General features: G+C 58.7%; 20 protein-coding genes. All 20 read left to right on the forward strand.

Annotated features, from left to right (window positions below):
- The first annotated feature begins 196 nt into the window (after window positions 1-196).
- The gene (locus tag AP059_RS15070; protein ID WP_059764184.1) at window positions 197-2,419 is read left to right on the forward strand and encodes an NADP-dependent isocitrate dehydrogenase; all 2,223 of its coding nucleotides are present in this window, start codon (window positions 197-199) and stop codon (window positions 2,417-2,419) included.
- A gap of 159 nt (window positions 2,420-2,578) precedes the next feature.
- Entirely contained in the window at window positions 2,579-3,025 is a 447-nt protein-coding gene (locus AP059_RS15075) for an NUDIX hydrolase (RefSeq protein WP_059764186.1), read from the forward strand.
- Window positions 3,026-3,084: 59 nt separating this feature from the next.
- Window positions 3,085-4,218, forward strand: a complete 1,134-nt coding sequence (gene mnmA / locus AP059_RS15080; protein ID WP_048365302.1) for a tRNA 2-thiouridine(34) synthase MnmA — start codon at window positions 3,085-3,087, stop codon at window positions 4,216-4,218.
- Window positions 4,215-4,835 (forward strand): high frequency lysogenization protein HflD, encoded by a 621-nt coding sequence (gene hflD, locus AP059_RS15085; RefSeq protein WP_059764188.1) that lies wholly within the window; start codon window positions 4,215-4,217, stop codon window positions 4,833-4,835. The genes mnmA and hflD overlap by 4 nt, the downstream gene beginning before the upstream one ends.
- 128 nt (window positions 4,836-4,963) lie before the next feature.
- Entirely contained in the window at window positions 4,964-6,334 is a 1,371-nt protein-coding gene (gene purB, locus AP059_RS15090) for an adenylosuccinate lyase (protein ID WP_048365300.1), read from the forward strand.
- Between the two features lie 83 nt (window positions 6,335-6,417).
- Entirely contained in the window at window positions 6,418-7,584 is a 1,167-nt protein-coding gene (locus AP059_RS15095) for a ribosomal protein uL16 3-hydroxylase (RefSeq protein WP_048365299.1), read from the forward strand.
- Entirely contained in the window at window positions 7,577-7,999 is a 423-nt protein-coding gene (locus AP059_RS15100; RefSeq protein WP_059764190.1) for a GNAT family N-acetyltransferase, read from the forward strand. Before AP059_RS15095 ends, AP059_RS15100 begins: the two co-directional genes overlap by 8 nt.
- Window positions 8,000-8,169: 170 nt before the next feature.
- Window positions 8,170-8,898, forward strand: coding sequence for a secretin N-terminal domain-containing protein (locus tag AP059_RS15105; protein WP_059764192.1), 729 nt, complete (start codon window positions 8,170-8,172; stop codon window positions 8,896-8,898).
- A 245-nt stretch (window positions 8,899-9,143) separates the two neighbouring features.
- Window positions 9,144-10,469: an isocitrate lyase gene (gene aceA / locus AP059_RS15110; RefSeq protein ID WP_048365296.1), complete on the forward strand. Its 1,326-nt coding sequence runs from the start codon at window positions 9,144-9,146 to the stop codon at window positions 10,467-10,469.
- A 621-nt stretch (window positions 10,470-11,090) separates the two neighbouring features.
- Window positions 11,091-11,504, forward strand: a complete 414-nt coding sequence (locus AP059_RS15115) for an NADH-quinone oxidoreductase subunit A (protein ID WP_003446990.1) — start codon at window positions 11,091-11,093, stop codon at window positions 11,502-11,504.
- A 10-nt stretch (window positions 11,505-11,514) separates the two neighbouring features.
- Window positions 11,515-12,189, forward strand: a complete 675-nt coding sequence (locus AP059_RS15120) for a NuoB/complex I 20 kDa subunit family protein (protein ID WP_016780200.1) — start codon at window positions 11,515-11,517, stop codon at window positions 12,187-12,189.
- A gap of 75 nt (window positions 12,190-12,264) precedes the next feature.
- The gene (gene nuoC / locus AP059_RS15125; RefSeq protein WP_048365346.1) at window positions 12,265-14,049 is read left to right on the forward strand and encodes an NADH-quinone oxidoreductase subunit C/D; all 1,785 of its coding nucleotides are present in this window, start codon (window positions 12,265-12,267) and stop codon (window positions 14,047-14,049) included.
- Between the two features lie 2 nt (window positions 14,050-14,051).
- Window positions 14,052-14,549 carry an NADH-quinone oxidoreductase subunit NuoE gene (gene nuoE, locus AP059_RS15130; RefSeq protein ID WP_019412098.1) on the forward strand — a complete coding sequence of 166 codons (498 nt, stop codon included), beginning with the start codon at window positions 14,052-14,054 and terminating at the stop codon, window positions 14,547-14,549.
- Window positions 14,546-15,901 carry an NADH-quinone oxidoreductase subunit NuoF gene (gene nuoF / locus AP059_RS15135; protein WP_048365294.1) on the forward strand — a complete coding sequence of 452 codons (1,356 nt, stop codon included), beginning with the start codon at window positions 14,546-14,548 and terminating at the stop codon, window positions 15,899-15,901. The genes nuoE and nuoF overlap by 4 nt, the downstream gene beginning before the upstream one ends.
- Window positions 15,902-16,033: 132 nt before the next feature.
- Window positions 16,034-18,748, forward strand: a complete 2,715-nt coding sequence (nuoG, locus tag AP059_RS15140; protein ID WP_059764194.1) for an NADH-quinone oxidoreductase subunit NuoG — start codon at window positions 16,034-16,036, stop codon at window positions 18,746-18,748.
- Window positions 18,745-19,752 carry an NADH-quinone oxidoreductase subunit NuoH gene (nuoH, locus tag AP059_RS15145; RefSeq protein WP_048365292.1) on the forward strand — a complete coding sequence of 336 codons (1,008 nt, stop codon included), beginning with the start codon at window positions 18,745-18,747 and terminating at the stop codon, window positions 19,750-19,752. The genes nuoG and nuoH overlap by 4 nt, the downstream gene beginning before the upstream one ends.
- A 12-nt stretch (window positions 19,753-19,764) precedes the next feature.
- Window positions 19,765-20,313, forward strand: a complete 549-nt coding sequence (nuoI, locus tag AP059_RS15150; RefSeq protein WP_048365291.1) for an NADH-quinone oxidoreductase subunit NuoI — start codon at window positions 19,765-19,767, stop codon at window positions 20,311-20,313.
- A 9-nt stretch (window positions 20,314-20,322) separates the two neighbouring features.
- Window positions 20,323-20,826, forward strand: coding sequence for an NADH-quinone oxidoreductase subunit J (gene nuoJ, locus AP059_RS15155; RefSeq protein WP_048365290.1), 504 nt, complete (start codon window positions 20,323-20,325; stop codon window positions 20,824-20,826).
- A gap of 1 nt (window position 20,827) precedes the next feature.
- Window positions 20,828-21,136, forward strand: coding sequence for an NADH-quinone oxidoreductase subunit NuoK (gene nuoK / locus AP059_RS15160; protein ID WP_048365289.1), 309 nt, complete (start codon window positions 20,828-20,830; stop codon window positions 21,134-21,136).
- A complete protein-coding gene (gene nuoL, locus AP059_RS15165; RefSeq protein WP_048365288.1) occupies window positions 21,133-22,986 on the forward strand; it encodes an NADH-quinone oxidoreductase subunit L in 1,854 nt (617 codons plus the stop codon). Before nuoK ends, nuoL begins: the two co-directional genes overlap by 4 nt.
- Window positions 22,987-23,006 lie beyond the last annotated feature (20 nt).

Raw genomic sequence — 23,006 nt, forward strand, 5'->3', positions numbered from 1 at the left:
CCACATTGCAATGAGTCTTTCAGGCCTAGAAAGGCTGAGCCGTTACCCCGGCTCGACCGCTTGACGCTCTACTGATGCATTCACATCACCGCGAAGAACCTCGACTTTCGGCTCATTGTTCACTGTGAACGAAAGCGCCTACCCTGCGCATCTCGAGAATCTGAGCACGCTCAGCAAAGAAGAGAGTTAATCCGAAATGCCCACCCGTTCGAAGATCATCTATACCTTCACCGACGAAGCTCCGGCGCTCGCCACCTATTCACTGCTGCCTATCATCGAAGCGTTTACCGCCAAGGCTGATATCGCTGTTGAGACGCGCGACATCTCTCTGGCAGGCCGAATCCTTGCCAGCTTCCCCGAGCAATTGGGTGCCAAGGCTGTAGCCGACCACCTCGCCGAACTGGGCGCCCTGGCCGTTACGCCTGAAGCCAATATCATCAAGCTGCCTAACATCAGCGCCTCGGTGCCGCAATTGCAGGCCGCCATCAAAGAACTGCAAGCGCATGGCTTTGATATCCCGCACTACCCGGAGACCGTGACCACTGACGCCGACAAAGAAGTCAAAGCGCGTTACAGCAAAGTCATGGGCAGCGCCGTAAACCCGGTGCTACGCGAAGGCAACTCTGACCGTCGCGCCCCGCTGTCGGTCAAAAACTACGCGCGCAAGCACCCGCACAAAATGGGCGCATGGGCCGCAGACTCCAAGTCCCACGTGGCTCACATGAGCGAAGGCGACTTCTACGGCAGCGAAAAAGCCGCCCTGATCGAAGCCCCGGACAGCGTCAAAATCGAGCTGATCGCTCAAGACGGCACCACCACCGTCCTGAAAGAAAAAACCGCCGTACAAGCCGGTGAGATCATCGACTGCTCCGTCATGAGCAAAAAAGCCCTGCGCCAGTTCGTAGCGGCCGAAATCGAAGACGCCAAAAACAAAGGCGTGCTGTTCTCGGTGCACTTGAAAGCCACCATGATGAAGGTCTCCGACCCGATCATGTTTGGTCAGATCGTGGCTGAGTTCTACAAGGATGCGCTGGAAAAACACGCAGACGTCCTGAAAGAGATCGGTTTCAACCTCAACAACGGCATTGGCGATCTGTACGCTCGCATCAAAGCGCTGCCAGCCGACAAGCAAGCCGAAATCGAAGCAGACATTCAGGCGGTCTACGCCAATCGCCCTGCCCTGGCAATGGTGAACTCCGACAAAGGCATCACCAACCTGCACGTGCCGAGCGACGTTATCGTCGACGCCTCGATGCCGGCCATGATCCGCGACTCCGGCAAGATGTGGAACACCGAAGGTCAGTTGCAAGACACCAAGGCCATCATCCCGGACCGCTGCTACGCCACTATCTATCAGGCGACCATCGAAGACTGCCAGAAGCACGGCGCTTTCGATCCAACCACCATGGGTAGCGTGCCGAACGTTGGCCTGATGGCGCAAAAAGCCGAAGAATACGGCTCGCACGACAAAACGTTCCAAATCAAAAAGCCTGGCGTAGTTCGCGTATCCGACAGCAACGGCAACGTGCTGATGGAACAAAACGTCGAAGAAGGCGATATCTGGCGCATGTGCCAGGCCAAAGACGCGCCGATCCGCGACTGGGTCAAGCTGGCCGTCAACCGCGCTCGCGCCAGCAACACCCCGGCGATTTTCTGGCTCGACCCCCAGCGCAGCCACGACGGCGTGATGATCGAGAAAGTTCAGGCGTACCTGAAGGATCACGACACCAGCGGCCTGGATATCCGCATCATGTCGCCTGTTGAGGCCATGAAGTTCACGCTCGAACGCACCCGCAAGGGTCTGGACACCATTTCGGTGACCGGCAACGTGTTGCGCGACTACCTGACCGACCTGTTCCCGATCATGGAACTGGGCACCAGCGCCAAAATGCTGTCGATCGTACCGCTGATGAATGGCGGCGGTCTGTTCGAAACAGGCGCAGGCGGTTCGGCTCCAAAGCACGTTCAACAATTGCTGGAAGAAAACTTCCTGCGTTGGGACTCGCTGGGTGAGTTCCTCGCACTGGCGGCCTCGCTGGAGCACCTGGGCACGACCTACAACAACCCGAAAGCGTTGGTATTGGCCAAAACCCTGGATCAGGCCACTGGCCAGTTCCTCGACAACAACAAATCGCCATCGCGCAAAGTCGGCAACATCGACAACCGCGGTAGCCACTTCTACCTGGCGCTGTACTGGGCACAAGCCCTGGCAGCCCAGACTGAAGACAAAGAGCTGCAAGCCCAATTTGCTCCTGTAGCAAAAGCCATGACCGAGAACGAGGCAACTATCGTTGCTGAACTCAACGCCGTGCAGGGCAAGCCTGTTGATATCGGTGGTTACTACCACGCCGATGCAGACAAGGTGAGCAAAGTAATGCGCCCTAGCGCCACACTGAACGCGATCATCGCCGCCGTGTAAGAGCAACATCGCAACACCACAAACCCCGGCCCACGACGCCGGGGTTTGTGTTTTTAAATCGAACACAAAACTTGTCGAAGCTGGCCAAGGCTGCGATCTTTTGATTTTTATAAAAAACGCAGCCTTCAGCAGCCCCGACAAAAAATCGAGACCTCACACATGGACTGGAAACCCCACATCACTGTTGCCACTGTCGTCGAAGACAACGGGCGCTTTCTGATGGTCGAAGAGTTAAAACACGACCGCGCAGTGCTCAACCAGCCCGCAGGCCACCTGGACCCGAATGAAAGCCTGATCGAGGCGGCTATCCGCGAAACCCTTGAAGAAACCGGTTATGACGTCGAACTCACCGGTGTCATTGGCATTTACCTGTACACAGCGCCCAGCAACGGTGTGACGTATCAGCGCGTGTGCTTTGCCGGTAACGCGATCAAACACCATGCCCAGGCCCCGCTCGACACAGGCATCATCGGCCCGCTGTGGTTGACCCGCGACGAGCTGCTGACACAGCGCCATCGCTGGCGCAGCGAATTGACCCTGCACTGTATCGACGATTATCTGAGCGGCAAATTGTTCGACCTCTCGCTAATCCGCCCTTCGGTTTAGCCTTGAGCGCTCGGGCCTGCTAGAATCGCGTCCTTTTTCAAGACACTCATTGAAACCCTATGCGTGATCCAGCCTTAGTCGCCCCCGAAAAACAGCGCGTCATTGTCGGCATGTCCGGCGGTGTCGACTCTTCCGTTTCCGCCGTTCTGCTCATCGAGCAGGGCTATCAGGTGGAAGGCCTGTTCATGAAGAACTGGGAGGAAGACGACGGAACCGATTACTGCACCGCCATGGATGATCTGGCAGATGCCCAGGCCGTGTGCGACAAAATTGGCATCAAGCTGCACACCGCCAACTTTGCCGCCGAATACTGGGACAACGTGTTTGAGCACTTCCTGGCCGAATACAAAGCCGGACGCACGCCAAACCCGGACATCCTGTGCAACCGCGAGATCAAGTTCAAGGCGTTCCTCGATTACGCCCTGATGCTCGGCGCTGACCTGATTGCTACCGGCCATTACGTGCGTCGCCGCGACATCGACGGCCGCACCGAGCTGCTCAAAGGCCTGGACCCCAACAAAGACCAGAGCTACTTTCTGCACGCGGTCGGCGGTGAACAAATCGCCCGCACCCTGTTCCCGGTCGGCGAACTGGAAAAACCCGAAGTGCGCCAGATCGCCGAAAAACACGACCTGGCCACCGCCAAGAAAAAAGACTCCACCGGGATTTGCTTTATCGGCGAGCGCCGTTTCAGTGACTTCCTCAAGCAATACCTGCCGGCCCAACCGGGCGAGATCAAAACCACCGAAGGTGAAGTCATTGGCCGCCACCACGGCCTGATGTATCACACCATCGGTCAGCGTCAGGGTCTGGGCATCGGCGGCCTGAAAGACGCCAGCGATGAGCCGTGGTACGTCTTGCACAAAGACCTTGAGAACAACGAACTGATCGTCGGCCAAGGTAACGATCACCCGTGGCTGTTCTCGCGCGCCCTGCTCGCCTCGGAGATCTTCTGGGTCAACCCGGTCGACCTGAGCACTCCGTTGCGCCTGACGGCCAAGGTGCGCTATCGCCAGAGCGATCAACCCTGCACGCTTGAGCAAACCGCGACCGGTTACCGCGCCACCTTTGACGATCCGCAACGCGCGGTCACGCCGGGCCAGTCCGTGGTGTTTTACGATGGCGAAGTGTGCCTGGGCGGCGGCGTGATCGAAGTGGCCGAACCCTGGACCAGCAAGAGCGCACAGGCATGAACCCCACCCAGGAACAACTGGTAGCCCTGGGCGGCGTGTTTCTGGCCGCCGTACTGGTGGATAAAATCGCCAAGACCGGTCAGGTCAGCGAGGCTGATCTGGCCTGCATGCTGGGCAGTTTGCTGGTGCGCGACCCCAAGGACACGCTTGAAGTCTTCGGGGGTGATGACATCAACCTGCGCGAGGGCTACCGCGCCCTTATCGGCGCACTGGAGCGCGACCCCAATACCCTGCAACGCGAACCGCTGCGCTATGCCCTGTCGATGCTCAACCTTGAACGTCAACTGGCCAAGCGCGACGACATGCTGGAACTAATTGGCAAGCGCTTGCCACAGATCCAGTCGCAAGTTGAACACTTCGGCCCCGCTCACGAGAACGTGGTCGCCGCGTGCGGTGCCCTCTATCAGGACACCCTGAGCACGCTGCGCCAACGCATTCAAGTGCATGGCGACATGCGCAACCTGCAACAACCGAACAACGCCGCCAAAATTCGCGCCTTGCTGCTGGCCGGTATTCGCTCGGCACGCCTATGGCGTCAATTGGGTGGCCATCGCTGGCAGCTGGTATTCAGCCGACGCAAATTGCTCAAAGAGCTTTATCCCATGCTGCGCGGCTGATCGCCGCCAGCAAGCACACGCTGTAACGTCGATACGCGTATGACGCCGGTCACTTGGCAACGGACCGGCCGTTTTTTTCATGTATGATACGCGCCCCATTTCGTTGCCCGACTGTCCGAGAACACCCCATGAAGCTCTCTTCGCTCACTGCGGTTTCCCCTGTTGACGGCCGCTATGCCGGCAAAACCCAGGCCCTGCGCCCCATTTTCAGCGAATACGGCTTAATTCGTGCCCGTGTACTGGTTGAAGTTCGCTGGCTCCAGCGTTTGGCCGCTCACGCCGCCATCCCTGAAGTCCCGGCCTTTTCCGCGCAAGCTAACGCTGTGCTGAATGAACTGGCCGAAAACTTTTCTCTGGAGCACGCCGAGCGCGTCAAAGAGATCGAGCGCACCACCAACCACGACGTAAAAGCCATTGAGTACCTGCTCAAAGAACAGGCCGCCAAGCTGCCTGAACTGGCCAACGTGAGTGAGTTCATCCATTTCGCCTGCACCAGCGAGGACATCAACAACCTGTCCCACGCTTTGATGCTGCGCGAAGGCCGGGATGAGGTGATGCTGCCCCTGATGCGCCAAACCGCCGACGCCATCCGCGAACTGGCGATCAAGTTCGCCGACGTCCCGATGCTGTCGCGTACCCACGGCCAACCGGCTTCGCCGACCACTTTGGGCAAAGAGCTGGCCAACGTGGTTTACCGCCTGGAGCGCCAAATCGCTCAAGTGGCGGCCGTACCGCTGCTGGGCAAGATCAACGGCGCCGTGGGCAACTACAACGCCCACCTGTCGGCCTACCCGCAGATCGATTGGGAAGCCAATGCCCGCGCCTTCATCGAAGACGAACTGGGTCTGGGTTTCAACCCGTACACCACGCAGATCGAACCGCACGACTACATCGCCGAGCTGTTCGACGCGATTGCGCGCTTCAACACCATCCTGATCGACTTCGATCGCGATATCTGGGGTTACATCTCCCTGGGTTACTTCAAGCAGCGCACCATCGCAGGCGAAATCGGCTCCTCGACCATGCCGCACAAGGTCAACCCGATCGACTTCGAAAACTCCGAAGGCAACCTGGGTATCGCCAACGCGCTGTTCCAGCATCTGGCCAGCAAGTTGCCGATCTCCCGCTGGCAGCGCGACCTGACCGACTCCACCGTACTGCGTAACCTGGGCGTAGGTTTTGCTCATAGCGTGATCGCGTACGAAGCCAGCCTCAAAGGCATCAGCAAACTGGAGCTAAACGCTCAGAAGATCGCGGCTGACCTGGACGCTTGCTGGGAAGTTCTGGCCGAGCCGATCCAGACCGTCATGCGCCGTTACAACATTGAAAACCCGTACGAGAAGCTCAAAGAGCTGACGCGCGGCAAAGGCATCAGCCCTCAAGCACTGCAAACCTTCATTGACGGCCTTGAAATGCCGGAAGCGGCCAAAGCCGAGCTGAAACTGCTAACCCCTGCCAACTATATTGGCAACGCGGTTGAGCAGGCCAAGCGCATCTGATTGCTGCAACGACCTACTAACGCCCGGCCGTGCCGGGCGTTTTTATTCCCGAATACAAAGCGCAATTTTTCAATAGGTTACACATGAATCCTGATATTCCTCTTCAACTTCTGGGCGGCATCACTGCACGCGAATTCCTGCGCGACTACTGGCAGAAGAAACCGCTGCTGATCCGTCAGGCCATTCCTGACTTTGAAAGCCCGATCGATGCCGACGAACTGGCCGGTCTGGCGCTTGAAGAGGAAGTCGAATCGCGACTGGTGATTGAGCACGGCGAACGCCCATGGGAACTGCGCCGTGGCCCTTTTGCCGAGGACGAGTTTGGCAAATTGCCAGAGCGTGAATGGACTTTGCTGGTTCAAGCCGTCGATCAGTTCGTGCCAGAAGTCGGCGAGCTGCTGGAAAACTTCCGCTTCCTGCCGAGCTGGCGCATTGACGACGTGATGATCAGCTATGCCGCACCTGGCGGCAGCGTTGGCCCGCACTTCGACAACTACGACGTGTTCCTGCTGCAAGGCGCCGGTAAGCGTCACTGGCAGATCGGCCAGATGTGCGACTCCGAAAGCCCGTTGCTGGAGCATGCCGACCTGCGCATTCTGGCCGACTTCCAGGCCACCGATGAGTGGACCCTGGAGCCGGGCGACATGCTGTACCTGCCGCCGCGCCTGGCCCACTGTGGCGTTGCGGTCGATGACTGTCTGACCTACTCGGTAGGCTTCCGCGCCCCGAGCGCCGCTGAAGTGCTCACCCACTTCACCGACTTCCTGAGCCAATACCTGCCTGACGAAGAGCGCTATACCGACGCCGACGCTCAGCCGGTCAGCGACCCGCATCAAATCCAGCACGACGCGCTCGACCGCCTCAAGGGTCTGCTCGCAGAACACATGAGCGATGAGCGCATGCTGTTGACCTGGTTCGGCCAATTCATGACCGAGCCACGATATCCGGAACTCGTGGTCGGCCCCGAGCTCGAAGAAGAAGACCTGCTGGGCAGCCTGGATCAAGGTGCGGTACTGATCCGCAACCCGAGCGCTCGCCTGGCCTGGTCTGAAGTCGATGAAGACCTGCTGTTGTTCGCCAGCGGCCAAAGCCGCCTGCTGCCGGGCAAACTGCGTGATCTGTTGAAAATGATTTGTGCCGCCGACGCGCTGCACAGCGACAACCTCGGCGCATGGCTGGCCGATGAAGATGGACGCAACCTGCTCTGCGAGCTGGTTAAACAAGGAAGCCTGGGGTTCGCCGATGAATAGCATTCACGTACGTGTCGCCGACTGGCAAAAGGACAACGCCGAACTTCGACGCATTCGTGAGGCGGTGTTTATTGCCGAACAAAAAGTCCCGCCTGAGCTGGAGTGGGACTCGGACGACAGTAGCGCCGTGCATTTCCTGGCCTACGAAGGTGACTTTCCGATTGGTACCGCCCGGCTACTGCCAGACGGCCATATCGGCCGCGTCTCAGTCTTGAAGGACTGGCGCGGCTTGAAAGTGGGTGATGCGCTGATGCAGGCGACCATCGTTGAAGCCGAAAAGCGTGGCCTTAAAGAGCAAAAGCTCAGCGCGCAAGTGCATGCCACGCCTTTCTATGAACGACTGGGCTTTAAGGTCGTCAGTGACGAGTTTCTGGAAGCCGGAATCCCGCACGTCGACATGGTGCGCGGTGCCTGATATCCGCCGTTAGTCGCAGCCTGCGCCAGCGACTGCAACACCCTACAAAACGCCCTGCCATTTTCGGATCGCAGGGCGTTTTGCTAGGTGGCATTCAACCTCGCCCCATTGGCGCCGACAAACTGGCACACTCCTGTCATAACCCTTTACACATTGCGGAGATAACGGACATGTCCCTACGCCCTCTCATCGTCAGCCTGCTATTGATGCTCAGCTTCAACGCCCTCGCCGAGACCCAAGTCATCTCCCTGCAAAATCGCACGGGTGAGGCCTTGCTGCCGGTGGCGCAGAGCTTTATCGGCACCGAAGGCAAAGTCACCCAGTATGGCAACCAACTGATCGTCGAAGCGCCCGCACAGAAAATTCAGGGCTTGGAGGACCTGCTGGCCGACCTCGACACACCTGCCAAGCGCCTGCTGATCACCGTTGACACCAGCGACAACAATTCCCCCGACACCGACAGCAACACTCGGGTCTATAGCACCGCCAGCCGCGACGGCGGTGTCCAGCAGATACAAGCTACCGAAGGCGTACCGGCACTGATCCAGACCGGCCAAAGCGTACCGCTCACCAGCGCTCAGACAGATGCCTACGGTCGCCTGTCGGCGCAAACCAGTTACCGCAACGTCACCAAAGGGTTTTATGTCACCGCAAGCGTCACAGGTGAAACGGTACACTTGGCGATCAGTACCAACCGCGACCGCATGAGCCAGGCACAACCAGATGTAGTGAACGTGCAAAGTACCGACACACAGGTCAGCGGCCCACTCGGGCAATGGATCACGGTGGCAGGCATCAATGGCCAGAGTCAGGCCGACCAACAAGGCGCAACCCGCACGTACTCGACTCAGAACCGCGATGACATGACATTGCGGGTCAAAGTCGACGCACTCGACTAAAAGGCCCAAAACTGACTGGCAAGTCGTAATCGAGAAAATATGTAGTGAATTAAAAAAGTCACTACAAAACGTTTGACGACTCAAAAAAGCAGAGGCATGATGGCCCCGCTCCCGCCGATCCAGCGCCTTGCAAAGGCCCTGGATCAAAGGCGAGACGCCATTCACGCACTCACTCAAACAATATTGCTGTGTGCTTGGTGGAGCTGATTTTTTCAACCCAGACCTATGCGACGAGGTTTATCACCATGGCACTGACACGCGAACAGCAAATTGCAGCCCTTGAGAAAGACTGGGCCGAAAACCCACGCTGGAAAGGCGTGACTCGCGATTATTCCGCTGCTGACGTGGTCCGCCTGCGCGGCTCGGTTCAACCCGAGCACACCTTTGCAAAAATGGGCGCTGACAAGCTGTGGAAACTGGTGACACAGGGCGCACACCCGTCCTTCCGTCCTGAGAAAGATTTCGTCAACTGCATGGGCGCCCTGACCGGGGGCCAAGCGGTACAACAGGTTAAAGCCGGCATCCAGGCAATCTACCTGTCGGGCTGGCAAGTGGCGGCAGACAACAACTCTGCCGAATCCATGTACCCCGACCAGTCGCTGTACCCGGTGGACTCCGTGCCAACCGTGGTCAAGCGCATCAACAACTCATTCCGTCGTGCTGACCAGATCCAGTGGAAAGCCGGTAAAAATCCGGGCGACCAAGGTTACATCGACTACTTCGCACCGATCGTGGCGGATGCCGAAGCCGGTTTTGGCGGCGTGCTGAACGCTTACGAGCTGATGAAAAGCATGATCGAAGCAGGCGCCGCCGGCGTTCACTTCGAAGACCAACTTGCCTCAGTGAAAAAATGCGGCCACATGGGCGGCAAAGTGCTGGTACCGACTCAAGAAGCCGTGCAAAAACTGACCGCAGCGCGTCTGGCGGCTGACGTTGCAGGTACTCCGACCATCATTCTGGCCCGCACCGACGCCAACGCGGCTGACCTGCTGACCTCCGATTGCGACCCGTACGACCAACCGTTCGTGACTGGCGAGCGCACCAAGGAAGGTTTCTATAAAGTGCGTGCAGGGCTGGACCAGGCGATTGCACGCGGCTTGGCGTATGCGCCTTACGCCGACCTGATCTGGTGTGAGACTGCCAAGCCGGACCTGGAAGAAGCGCGTCGTTTTGCCGAAGCGATCAAAAAGGAATACCCGGACCAACTGCTGTCGTACAACTGCTCGCCTTCTTTCAACTGGAAGAAGAACCTGGACGACGCGACCATCGCCAAGTTCCAGCGCGAACTGTCGGCAATGGGCTACAAGCATCAGTTCATTACCCTGGCAGGCATCCACAACATGTGGCACAGCATGTTCAACCTGGCGCACGACTACGCCCGCAACGACATGACGGCTTACGTGAAGCTGCAAGAGCAGGAATTTGCTGACGCGGCCAAAGGCTACACCTTTGTGGCACACCAGCAGGAAGTGGGCACTGGCTACTTCGACGACATGACCACGGTGATTCAAGGTGGCTCGTCCTCGGTGACCGCCCTGACCGGCTCGACCGAAGAAGAACAGTTCCACTGATTGATCGTGGAACCACGGCCATTGCCTAGCCTGTAAAGAACAATCGCAATGCCTTGAACGTAGCGCCCCGACTGGTTCGGGGCGTTTTTTTGCCTGAATTTCACACGCCTTGGCAGTCGCTGCCGAGGTACGGACACCGCGAGCTTTTAAATAGCGCCTCTCAAGCGCAGCATCCCTTCATCAGCCGCGACTACACGCGTGCACATTTTCTAACCCTAACCCTGACCCAGATCCATGAACCCCATACAAAAACAGGGTAGAAAGCCAAGTTCAAAACTTGCCAAGAATGCTTATATAAGCCAACTTTCAAAGGCGAGCGAAGCATAGGAACAATTAATCAGCCATTAAACGATATTCATTATCATTTAGAAGCGCTTTTGTTCATTACTTACCTAACAAAACATAATCACTCAAATACGCTGTAATGCCCGGACCACGAGGCTTGCGCAGACTTTAGGAGAAGCCATACCACTAAAGGACTGAATTAATTCATCTTAGAAAATTTACTTGCTGGGTGTTTAGCCATAAAATCGCGCCCATCAATTGCGCTGCGACATATCGTCACTGCTTTATTACCTTTTTGAGTTCAGAGACACGTGCTCTCTGTTAAGGATTACCAGCATGCCCGAAGCGACAGGACTCATAGCCCATAACTGGGGCTTTGCCATTTTCCTTCTCGGCGTTGTCGGCCTTTGCGCCTTCATGCTTGGCGTCTCCAGCCTCCTTGGGTCAAAAGCCTGGGGCCGCAGCAAAAACGAACCGTTCGAGTCCGGCATGCTACCTACCGGTGGCGCCCGCTTGCGGCTCTCAGCCAAATTCTATCTGGTCGCGATGCTGTTCGTGATCTTCGATATCGAAGCCCTCTTTCTCTTTGCCTGGTCTGTGTCTGTACGCGAAAGCGGCTGGACCGGATTCGTCGAAGCTCTCGTTTTCATAGCAATTCTGTTGGCAGGCCTTGTCTACCTATTTCGGGTGGGTGCTCTTGATTGGGCGCCAGAAGCTCGTCGTAAGCGACAGGCCAAGCTGAAACAATGAGGCTTTGGCGATGCAATACGAACTTACCAGGATCGACCCGGACGCTCCTAACGAGCAGTACCCGATCGGCACACGGGAAACCGTTGCCGATCCGTTAGAAGATCAAGTCCACAAAAACATTTTCATGGGCAAGCTTGAAGACGTGCTGAACGGCACGGTCAACTGGGGGCGTAAAAACTCCCTGTGGCCGTACAACTTCGGCCTGTCGTGCTGCTACGTGGAAATGACCACCGCCTTCACGGCGCCCCACGACATCGCGCGCTTTGGCGCCGAAGTGATCCGGGCATCGCCGCGTCAGGCGGATTTCATGGTGATTGCCGGTACCTGCTTCATCAAGATGGCGCCGATCATTCAGCGTCTCTACGAGCAAATGCTTGAACCTAAATGGGTTATTTCCATGGGTTCGTGCGCCAACTCCGGTGGCATGTACGACATCTACTCCGTGGTTCAAGGGGTCGACAAGTTCCTGCCCGTGGACGTTTACGTACCCGGCTGCCCACCCCGCCCTGAAGCTTTTCTGCAAGGCTTGATGCTCTTGCAAGAGTCGATTGGCCAGGAGCGTCGCCCACTTTCCTGGGTCGTTGGCGAACAAGGCGTGTACCGCGCCGAGATGCCATCGCAAAAGGAACAGCGCCGCGAACAGCGTATTCAGGTCACTAACCTGCGCAGCCCCGACGAAGTCTGATCCAGCCCCGCGTCTATTTATTAGAACGAGACACTGGCTTCATTCTTTACGTTGAACGAAAGCGATAAAAAAACCATGACTACAGGCTCCGCTCTGTACATCCCGCCTTACAAGGCTGACGACCAAGATGTGGTTGTCGAACTCAATACCCGTTTTGGCCCCGAGGCGTTCACCGCCCAGGCCACGCGCACCGGCATGCCGGTGCTTTGGGTTACCCGCGCCAAACTGGTTGAAGTCCTGACCTTCTTGCGCAACCTGCCAAAACCTTACGTCATGCTCTATGACCTGCACGGTGTGGACGAGCGTCTGCGTACCAAGCGTCAGGGCTTGCCATCAGGCGCAGACTTCACTGTCTTCTACCACTTGATGTCGCTGGAGCGTAACAGCGACGTGATGATCAAAGTGGCGCTGTCCGAAACCGACCTGAGCGTGCCGAGCATCACCAGCATCTGGCCGAACGCCAACTGGTACGAGCGTGAAGTCTGGGACATGTTCGGTATCGACTTCAAAGGTCACCCGCACCTGTCGCGCATCATGATGCCGCCGACGTGGGAAGGTCACCCGCTGCGCAAGGACTTCCCGGCCCGCGCCACAGAATTCGATCCATACAGCCTGACCCTGGCCAAAGTGCAGTTGGAAGAAGAAGCCGCGCGCTTCCGTCCTGAAGATTGGGGCATGAAGCGTTCCGGCGAAAACGAGGACTACATGTTCCTCAACCTGGGCCCGAACCACCCTTCGGCTCACGGTGCCTTCCGCATCATCCTGCAACTGGACGGCGAAGAAATCGTCGACTGCGTGCCTGACGTCGGCTACCACCACCGTGGTGCCGAAAAAATGGCCGAGCGCCAGTCCTGGCACAGCTTCATCCCGTACACCGACCGTATCGACTACCTCGGCGGCGTGATGAACAACCTGCCGTACGTGCTCTCGGTCGAGAAACTCGCCGGGATCAAGGTGCCGGATCGGGTCGACACCATCCGCATCATGATGGCCGAGTTCTTCCGCATCACCAGCCACCTGCTGTTCCTGGGGACTTATATCCAGGACGTAGGCGCCATGACCCCGGTGTTCTTCACCTTCACCGACCGTCAGCGCGCCTACAAAGTGATCGAAGCCATTACCGGTTTCCGTCTGCACCCGGCCTGGTACCGCATCGGCGGCGTTGCCCACGACCTGCCAAACGGCTGGGAACGCCTGGTCAAAGAGTTCATCGACTGGATGCCAAAGCGTCTGGACGAATACCAAAAAGCCGCTCTGGACAACAGCATCCTGCGTGGCCGCACCATCGGCGTTGCCGCCTACAACACCAAAGAAGCCCTGGAATGGGGCGTCACCGGTGCAGGCCTGCGTTCGACCGGTTGCGACTTCGACCTGCGTAAAGCGCGCCCGTACTCCGGCTACGAAAACTTCGAATTCGAAGTCCCGCTGGCGGCCAATGGCGATGCCTACGATCGTTGCATCGTGCGTGTCGAAGAAATGCGCCAGAGCCTGAAAATCATCGAGCAGTGCATGCGCAACATGCCAGCAGGCCCGTACAAGGCGGATCACCCGCTGACCACGCCGCCGCCCAAAGAGCGCACGTTGCAGCACATCGAGACCTTGATCACACACTTCCTGCAAGTTTCGTGGGGTCCGGTAATGCCGGCCAACGAATCCTTCCAGATGATCGAAGCGACCAAGGGCATCAACAGTTATTACCTGACGAGCGATGGCGGCACCATGAGCTACCGCACCCGGATTCGCACCCCAAGCTTCCCGCACCTGCAACAGATCCCTTCGGTGATCAAAGGTGAAATGGTCGCGGACTTGATTGCGTACCTGGGTAGTATCGATTTCGTTATGGCCGACGTGGACCGCTAAGCATGAACAGCACGCTTATCCAGACAGACCGTTTCGCCCTGAGCGAAACCGAGCGCTCGGCCATCGAGCACGAGATGCATCACTACGAAGATCCACGCGCAGCGTCGATCGAAGCCCTGAAGATCGTTCAGAAGGAGCGCGGCTGGGTGCCGGACGGCGCGGTGTACGCCATTGGCGAACTGCTGGGCATTCCGGCCAGCGACGTTGAAGGCGTGGCCACGTTCTACAGCCAGATCTTCCGCCAGCCGGTGGGCCGCCACATCATCCGTGTGTGCGACAGCATGGTCTGCTACATCGGCGGCCACGAATCGGTGGTCGGCGAGATCCAGAACAAGCTGGGCATCGGCCTGGGCCAGACCACTGCGGACGGGCGCTTCACGCTGCTGCCGGTGTGCTGCCTGGGCAACTGCGACAAGGCGCCGGCGTTGATGATCGACGACGACACATTCGGTGACGTGCAGCCTGCTGGCGTCGCCACGTTGCTGGAGGGCTACCCATGAGCCTGACTTCTTTCGGCCCTGCCAACCTGATCAAGCGTTCGGCTGAAACTCACCCGCTGACCTGGCGTTTGCGTGATGACGGCGAGCCGGTATGGCTCGACGAATATCAGGCAAAAGACGGCTACGCCGCTGCGCGCAAAGCCTTCGCTGACATGGCTCAGGACGACATCGTCCAGACCGTGAAAGACGCGGGCCTCAAAGGTCGCGGCGGTGCGGGCTTCCCCACGGGCGTGAAGTGGGGCCTGATGCCTAAAGACGAATCCATGAACATCCGTTACCTGCTGTGTAACGCCGATGAAATGGAGCCCAACACCTGGAAAGACCGCATGCTGATGGAGCAACTGCCCCATCTGCTGATCGAAGGCATGCTGATCAGTGCCCGTGCACTGAAAACCTACCGCGGCTATATCTTCCTGCGTGGCGAATACACCACTGCCGCCGTACACCTGCGCCGCGCCGTCGAAGAAGCCAAAGCAGCAGGCCTGCTGGGCAAGAACATTCTAGGGTCGGGTTTTGACTTCGAACTGTTCGTGCACACCGGCGCGGGGCGTTACATCTGCGGCGAAGAAACCGCACTGATCAACTCCCTCGAAGGCCGTCGCGCCAACCCGCGTTCCAAGCCGCCATTCCCGGCTGCTGTGGGCGTATGGGGCAAGCCGACCTGCGTGAACAACGTTGAAACCCTGTGCAACGTACCGGCCATCATCGGCAACGGCGTTGACTGGTACAAATCCCTCGCCCGCGAAGGCAGCGAAGACCACGGCACCAAGCTGATGGGCTTCTCCGGCAAAGTGAAGAACCCCGGCCTGTGGGAACTGCCGTTCGGCGTGACTGCACGCGAGCTGTTCGAAGATTACGCCGGTGGCATGCGCGACGGCTTCAAGCTCAAGTGCTGGCAGCCAGGCGGCGCCGGTACGGGCTTTTTGCTGCCTGAACACCTGGACGCACAAATGTACGCCGGTGGTATTGCTAAAGTCGGCACCCGAATGGGTACCGGTCTGGCGATGGCCGTCGACGACAGCGTCAACATGGTGTCCTTGCTGCGCAACATGGAACAATTCTTTGCGCGCGAATCGTGCGGGTTCTGCACCCCTTGCCGTGATGGTCTGCCCTGGAGCGTCAAGCTGCTGATGGCAATCGAGCACGGCGAAGGTCAGCCCGGCGATATCGAGACCCTGCTGGGTCTGGTCGGTTTCCTCGGCCCTGGCAAGACGTTCTGTGCACACGCACCGGGTGCCGTGGAGCCTTTGGGCAGCGCGATCAAGTACTTCCGTCCAGAGTTTGAAGCCGGTATTGCGCAAGCAACCCCCGGTGTTCCGCCTCTGGCACGCCCGATTGTTATCGGCGCGTAACGCTCTGACTGAGGGCGGTCCGTGCCGCCCTCTGATCGTTCGATAACGCCGTAAGGCTGGGTTGCTTCGAACGCATAACAAGATTCCATTAGCCACGCCCGCTGACACCGGGCCAACGAAGATCTTTGAACCATGGCCACTATCCACGTAGACGGCAAAGAGCTCGAAGTCGATGGGGCAGACAACCTGTTACAGGCCTGTCTGTCGCTAGGACTCGATATTCCGTATTTCTGCTGGCACCCTGCCCTGGGCAGTGTTGGCGCCTGCCGCCAGTGTGCAGTCAAGCAATACACCGACGAAAACGACACCCGTGGTCGTATCGTCATGTCCTGCATGACCCCGGCCACTGACGGAAGCTGGATTTCCATCGAAGACGAAGAGGCGAAAGTGTTTCGCGCCAGCGTCGTCGAATGGCTGATGACCAACCACCCGCACGACTGCCCTGTGTGCGAAGAAGGCGGTCACTGCCACCTGCAAGACATGACCGTGATGACCGGCCATAACGAGCGCCGTTATCGCTTCACCAAGCGCACTCACCAGAACCAGGAACTCGGCCCGTTCATTTCCCACGAAATGAACCGCTGCATTGCCTGCTATCGCTGCGTGCGCTTCTATAAAGACTACGCAGGCGGTACTGACCTCGGTGTGTTCGGCGCCCACGACAACGTGTACTTCGGTCGCGTTGAAGACGGTGTGCTCGAAAGCGAGTTCTCGGGCAACCTCACAGAAGTCTGCCCGACCGGCGTGTTCACTGACAAAACCCACTCCGAGCGTTACAACCGCAAGTGGGACATGCAGTTCGCGCCAAGCATCTGCCACGGCTGCTCCAGCGGCTGCAACATCAGCCCCGGCGAGCGTTATGGTGAATTGCGCCGTATCGAAAACCGCTTCAACGGCTCGGTCAACCAGTACTTCCTGTGTGACCGTGGCCGCTTTGGCTATGGCTATGTCAACCGTACCGACCGTCCACGTCAGCCACTCCTGGCCGACGGCACCAAGCTGAGCCTCGACGCTGCGCTGGATAAAGCCGCTGACCTGCTGCGCGGGCGCAACATTGTCGGTATCGGCTCGCCACGCGCCAGCCTCGAAAGCAACTACGCGTTGCGCGAGCTGGTCGGCGCCGAACACTTCTACTCAGGCATCGAAGCCGGTGAGCTGGCGCGCATTCGCCGGGTGCTGCAAGTATTGAAAGACAGCCCGCTGCCTGTTCCGAACATGCGCGAGATCGAAGATCACGACGCCGTGTTCGTACTGGGCGAAGACCTGACGCAAACCGCTGCCCGTATGGCGCTGTCGGTCCGTCAGTCGGTGAAGGGCAAAGCTGAAGAAATGGCCGATGCCATGCGCGTTCAGCCTTGGCTCGACGCCGCCGTGAAGAACATCGGTCAGCACGCGCTGAACCCGCTGTTTATCGCGAGCCTGGCTGAAACCAAACTCGATGACGTGGCTGAAGAGTGCGTCCATGCGGCACCGGACGATCTGGCGCGCATCGGTTTTGCCGTGGCTCATGCCATCGATGCCAGCGCACCGGCCGTTACCGGTCTGGACGCTGAGGCGCTGGAGCTGGCCAAACGTATTGCCGACGCCCTGCTCGCCGCCAAACGCCCACTGATCATTGCCGGTACTTCGCTGGGCAACAACGCCCTGATCGAAGCCGCAGGCAACATCGCCAAAGCCTTGCACCTGCGTGAAAAGGCCGGTTCCATCAGCTTGATCGTGCCGGAAGCCAACAGCCTCGGCCTGGCCATGCTGGGGGGCGACTCGGTAGACGCCGCCCTGCAAGCGGTGATCGACGGTAACGCCGACGCCATCGTAGTGCTGGAAAACGATCTGTTCACCCGCGTTGACGCGGTCAAAGTCAATGCTGCACTGGACGCTGCCAAGGTCGTGATCGTTGCCGACCACCAGAAGACCGCCACCACCGACCGTGCCGATCTGGTACTGCCAGCGGCCAGCTTTGCTGAAGGCGACGGCACTCTGGTCAGCCAGGAAGGTCGCGCCCAGCGCTTCTTCCAGGTCTTCGACCCGACTTACCTGGACGCCAACATTTTGGTCCACGAAGGCTGGCGCTGGTTGCATGCCCTGCGCAGTACCCTGCTGAACAAGCCGGTTGACTGGACCCTGCTCGACCACGTCACGCAAGCCACGGCAGCCAGCACACCTGAACTGGCCCGCATCGTCGATGCAGCGCCGTCCGCTGCATTCCGCATCAAGGGCATGAAACTGGCCCGCGAACCGCTGCGTTATAGCGGCCGCACCGCGATGCGCGCCAACATCAGCGTGCACGAGCCGCGCACCCCACAAGACCCGGACACCGCGTTCGCGTTCTCGATGGAAGGTTACTCAGGCTCCGTCGAACCGCGCCAGCAAGTGCCGTTCGCCTGGTCGCCGGGCTGGAACTCGCCACAAGCGTGGAACAAGTTCCAGGATGAAGTCGGTGGGCATATCCGTGCAGGCGACCCGGGCACCCGCCTGATCGAAAGCACAGGTGATTCACTGAACTGGTGCGCCAACATTCCGGGCGCTTTCAACCCGGCACGTGGCAGCTGGCAAGTGGTGCCGTTCTTCCACCTGCTGGGCAGCGAAGAAAACTCGTCCAAAGCCGCACCTGTTCAGGAACGCATCCCGGCCGCGTACATTGCATTGGCCAAATCTGAAGCCGACCGCCTGGGTGTCAACGATGGCGCCCTGCTCAGCCTCAACGTTGCCGGTGTGACCCTGCGTCTGCCACTGCGCATCAATGAAGAGCTGGGTGCGGGTCTGGTGGCATTGCCTGCCGGGCTTGCCGGGATCCCGCCTGCGATCTTTGGCCTTACCGTTGACGGTTTGCAGGAGGCAGCCCAATGACCTGGTTCACGCCTGAAGTAATCGACGCGATCATATCGGTGGTCAAAGCCGTGGTCATTCTGCTGGCGGTCGTCGTGTGCGGCGCGCTGCTCAGCTGGGTTGAACGTCGTCTGCTGGCCCTGTGGCAAGACCGTTACGGTCCTAACCGCGTGGGCCCGTTCGGCGCGTTCCAGATCGCCGCCGACATGATCAAGATGTTCTTCAAGGAAGACTGGACGCCGCCGTTTGCCGACAAGGTGATTTTCACCCTGGCACCGGTAGTGGCCATGAGCGCCTTGCTGATTGCCTTCGCGATCATCCCGATCACCCCGACCTGGGGTGTGGCGGATCTGAACATCGGCATCCTGTTCTTCTTCGCCATGGCCGGTCTGTCGGTGTACGCGGTGCTGTTTGCCGGCTGGTCGAGCAACAACAAGTTCGCCCTGCTGGGCGCCTTGCGTGCCTCGGCCCAGACCGTGTCCTACGAAGTGTTCATGGGCCTGGCGCTGATGGGCATCGTGGTGCAGGTAGGCTCGTTCAACATGCGCGACATTGTTGAATACCAAGCGCAGAACCTGTGGTTCATCATTCCGCAGATCTTCGGTTTCCTGACCTTCTTCATCGCTGGCGTGGCCGTGACTCACCGTCACCCCTTCGACCAGCCAGAAGCCGAGCAGGAACTGGCCGATGGTTACCACATCGAATACGCCGGCATGAAATGGGGCATGTTCTTCGTCGGTGAATACATCGGGATCGTGTTGATCTCGGCGTTGCTGGTGACTTTGTTCTTCGGTGGCTGGCACGGGCCTTTCGGCATCCTGCCGCAGATTCCGTTTATCTGGTTCGCCCTGAAGACCGCGTTTTTCATCATGATCTTCATCCTGCTGCGCGCTTCTATTCCGCGCCCACGGTATGACCAAGTGATGGACTTCAGCTGGAAGTTCTGCCTGCCGCTGACCCTGATCAATTTGCTGGTGACCGCCGCAGTCGTGTTGTTGAACACGCCTGCCGGCGCGGTTCAGTGAGGATAGAGACCCATGTTCAAGTATCTGTTTGACATCGTGCATGGCACCTACACCCAGCTTCGCAGCTTGGTGATGGTGTTTGGCCATGCCTTCCGCAAGCGTGACACGCTGCAATACCCCGAAGAGCCGGTCTATCTGCCACCGCGCTACCGTGGCCGTATTGTCCTGACCCGCGACCCGGACGGCGAAGAGCGCTGTGTAGCCTGTAACCTGTGCGCAGTCGCGTGCCCGGTGGGCTGCATCTCGCTGCAAAAAGCCGAAACCGAAGACGGCCGTTGGTACCCGGAGTTTTTCCGCATCAACTTCTCACGCTGCATTTTTTGCGGCCTGTGTGAGGAAGCCTGCCCGACCACCGCGATCCAGTTGACACCGGATTTCGAGATGGCCGAGTTCAAACGCCAGGATCTGGTGTACGAAAAAGAAGATCTGCTGATCGCAGGGCCGGGCAAGAACCCTGATTACAACTTCTATCGTGTTGCGGGCATGGCCGTTGAGGGCAAACCGAAAGGTGCTGCTCAGAACGAAGCCGAACCGATCAACGTGAAGAGCTTGCTGCCTTAAGGAAGAACGATGGAATTCGCTTTCTATTTCGCATCGGGTGTCGCTGTCGTGTCCACGCTACGCGTGATCACCAACACCAACCCTGTGCACGCCCTGCTCTACCTGATTATTTCGCTGATTGCCGTGGCGATGACATTCTTCAGCCTCGGTGCACCCTTTGCCGGTGTGCTCGAAGTGATCGCCTACGCCGGTGCCATCATGGTGCTGTTCGTGTTTGTGGTGATGATGCTCAACCAAGGCCCGGCCTCGGTGACTCAGGAGCGCCATTGGCTCAAGCCCGGTATCTGGGTCGGACCGAGCATTCTGTCCGCCATCCTGCTGGCCGAACTGCTGTACGTGCTGTTCGCCCAGTCGAGCGGTGCCGCAATCGGTCAAACCACCATCGATGCAAAAGCCGTGGGCGTCAGCCTGTTCGGCCCGTATCTGCTAGTGGTCGAACTCGCCTCGATGCTGTTGCTTGCCGCAGCCGTGACGGCGTTCCACTTGGGCCGCACTGAGGCGAAGGAGCAATAACATGCCATCAATACCTCTCGAACATGGTCTCGCAGTCGCGGGCATCCTGTTCTGCCTCGGTCTGGTTGGACTGATGGTTCGCCGTAATATTCTCTTCGTGTTGATGAGTCTGGAAATCATGATGAACGCCGCTGCACTGGCGTTCATTGTGGCGGGTGCACGTTGGGCGCAGCCGGATGGGCAAGTGATGTTCATCCTGGTGATCACCCTGGCAGCGGCCGAGGCCAGTATTGGCCTGGCGATCCTGCTGCAACTGTATCGCCGCTTCCACACGCTTGATATCGATGCTGCCAGTGAGATGCGCGGATGAACCTTCTCTTTCTGACTTTCGTATTCCCCCTGATCGGCTTTTTGCTGTTGTCGTTCTCCCGTGGACGCTTCAGCGAAAACCTCTCGGCCCTGATCGGCGTCGGCTCCATTGGCCTGTCAGCCATCGTGGCCGCGTATGTGATCTGGCAATTCAACGTGGCGCCGCCTGAAGGCGGTCAGTACACGCAAGTGCTGTGGCAGTGGATGGCGGCCGGTGATTTCAAGGCCAACTTCGCCCTGCACCTGGACGGTTTGTCAGTCACCATGCTCGGCGTTGTCGTCGGTGTAGGCTTTCTGATCCACGTCTTCGCTTCGTGGTACATGCGCGGAGAAGACGGCTACTCGCGCTTCTTCTCCTACACCAACCTGTTTATTGCCAGCATGCTGTTCCTGATCCTGGCCGATAACCTGTTGTTCGTGTACTTCGGCTGGGAAGGCGTGGGCCTGTGTTCGTACCTGTTGATCGGTTTCTACTACAGCAACCGCAACAACGGTAACGCCGCACTCAAAGCCTTTATCGTGACCCGTATCGGCGACGTGTTTCTGGCCATCGGCCTGTTCATCCTGTTCCAGCAACTGGGCACATTGAACATTCAAGAGCTGCTGGTTCAGGCCCCGATCAAGTTCAAGGCCGGTGATTTCTGGATCGTTCTTGCGACCCTGATGCTGCTGGGCGGCGCGGTCGGTAAATCGGCGCAACTGCCCCTGCAAACCTGGTTGGCAGACGCAATGGCTGGCCCGACGCCGGTGTCGGCACTGATCCACGCTGCAACCATGGTTACGGCCGGTGTTTACCTGATTGCCCGTACCCACGGCCTGTTCACGCTGGCGCCTGATGTGCTGCACCTGGTGGGCATTGTCGGCGGTGTGACCCTGGTGCTGGCAGGTTTTGCGGCACTGGTGCAAACCGACATCAAACGTATCCTCGCCTACTCGACCATGAGCCAGATCGGCTACATGTTCCTGGCGCTGGGCGTGGGTGCCTGGGACGGCGCGATCTTCCACCTGATGACCCATGCCTTCTTCAAGGCCCTGCTGTTCCTTGCCTCCGGCGCAGTGATCGTTGCCTGCCATCACGAGCAGAACATCTTCAAGATGGGCGGCCTGTGGAAAAAACTGCCACTGGCCTACGCCAGCTTTATCGTCGGTGGCGCGGCGCTGTCTGCCTTGCCATTGCTGACGGCCGGCTTCTACTCCAAGGACGAAATTCTTTGGGAAGCCTTCGCCAGCGGTAACAACGAGCTGCTGTATGCCGGTCTGGTGGGTGCGTTCATGACCTCGCTGTACACCTTCCGCCTGATCTTCGTCACCTTCCACGGCGAAGCCAAGACCCAAGCTCACGCAGGCCACGGCGTGACCTACTGGCTGCCATTGAGCGTGTTGATCGTACTGTCGACTTTCATCGGCGCCATGATCACCCCGCCACTGGCCGGTGTTCTGCCACAAAGCGTTGGCCATGCGGGCGGTGAAGCCAAGCACAGCCTCGAAATCGCCTCGGGTGCCATTGCCCTGGCCGGTATCCTGCTCGCCGCCCTGCTGTACTTGGGCAAGCGTAGCTTTGTCACCGCCGTCGCCAACAGCGGCATCGGTCGCTTCCTGTCTGCCTGGTGGTTCGCTGCATGGGGCTTCGACTGGCTGTACGACAAACTGTTCGTCAAACCGTACCTGTTGATCTGCCGCTTGCTGGCCAAAGATCCTCTGGACCAGACCATTGGTTTGATCCCGAAGATGGCCAAGGCCGGGCATAACGCCCTGAGCCGCAGCGAAACCGGTCAACTGCGTTGGTACGCTGCATCCATGGCCGCCGGTGCTGTACTGGTCATGGGCGCCATCGTACTGGTAGCGGTCTGATATGAACCTTCGACTTTGCG

The organism is Pseudomonas sp. TAA207 (genome assembly GCF_001529285.1).
Classification (GTDB): domain Bacteria; phylum Pseudomonadota; class Gammaproteobacteria; order Pseudomonadales; family Pseudomonadaceae; genus Aquipseudomonas; species Aquipseudomonas weihenstephanensis.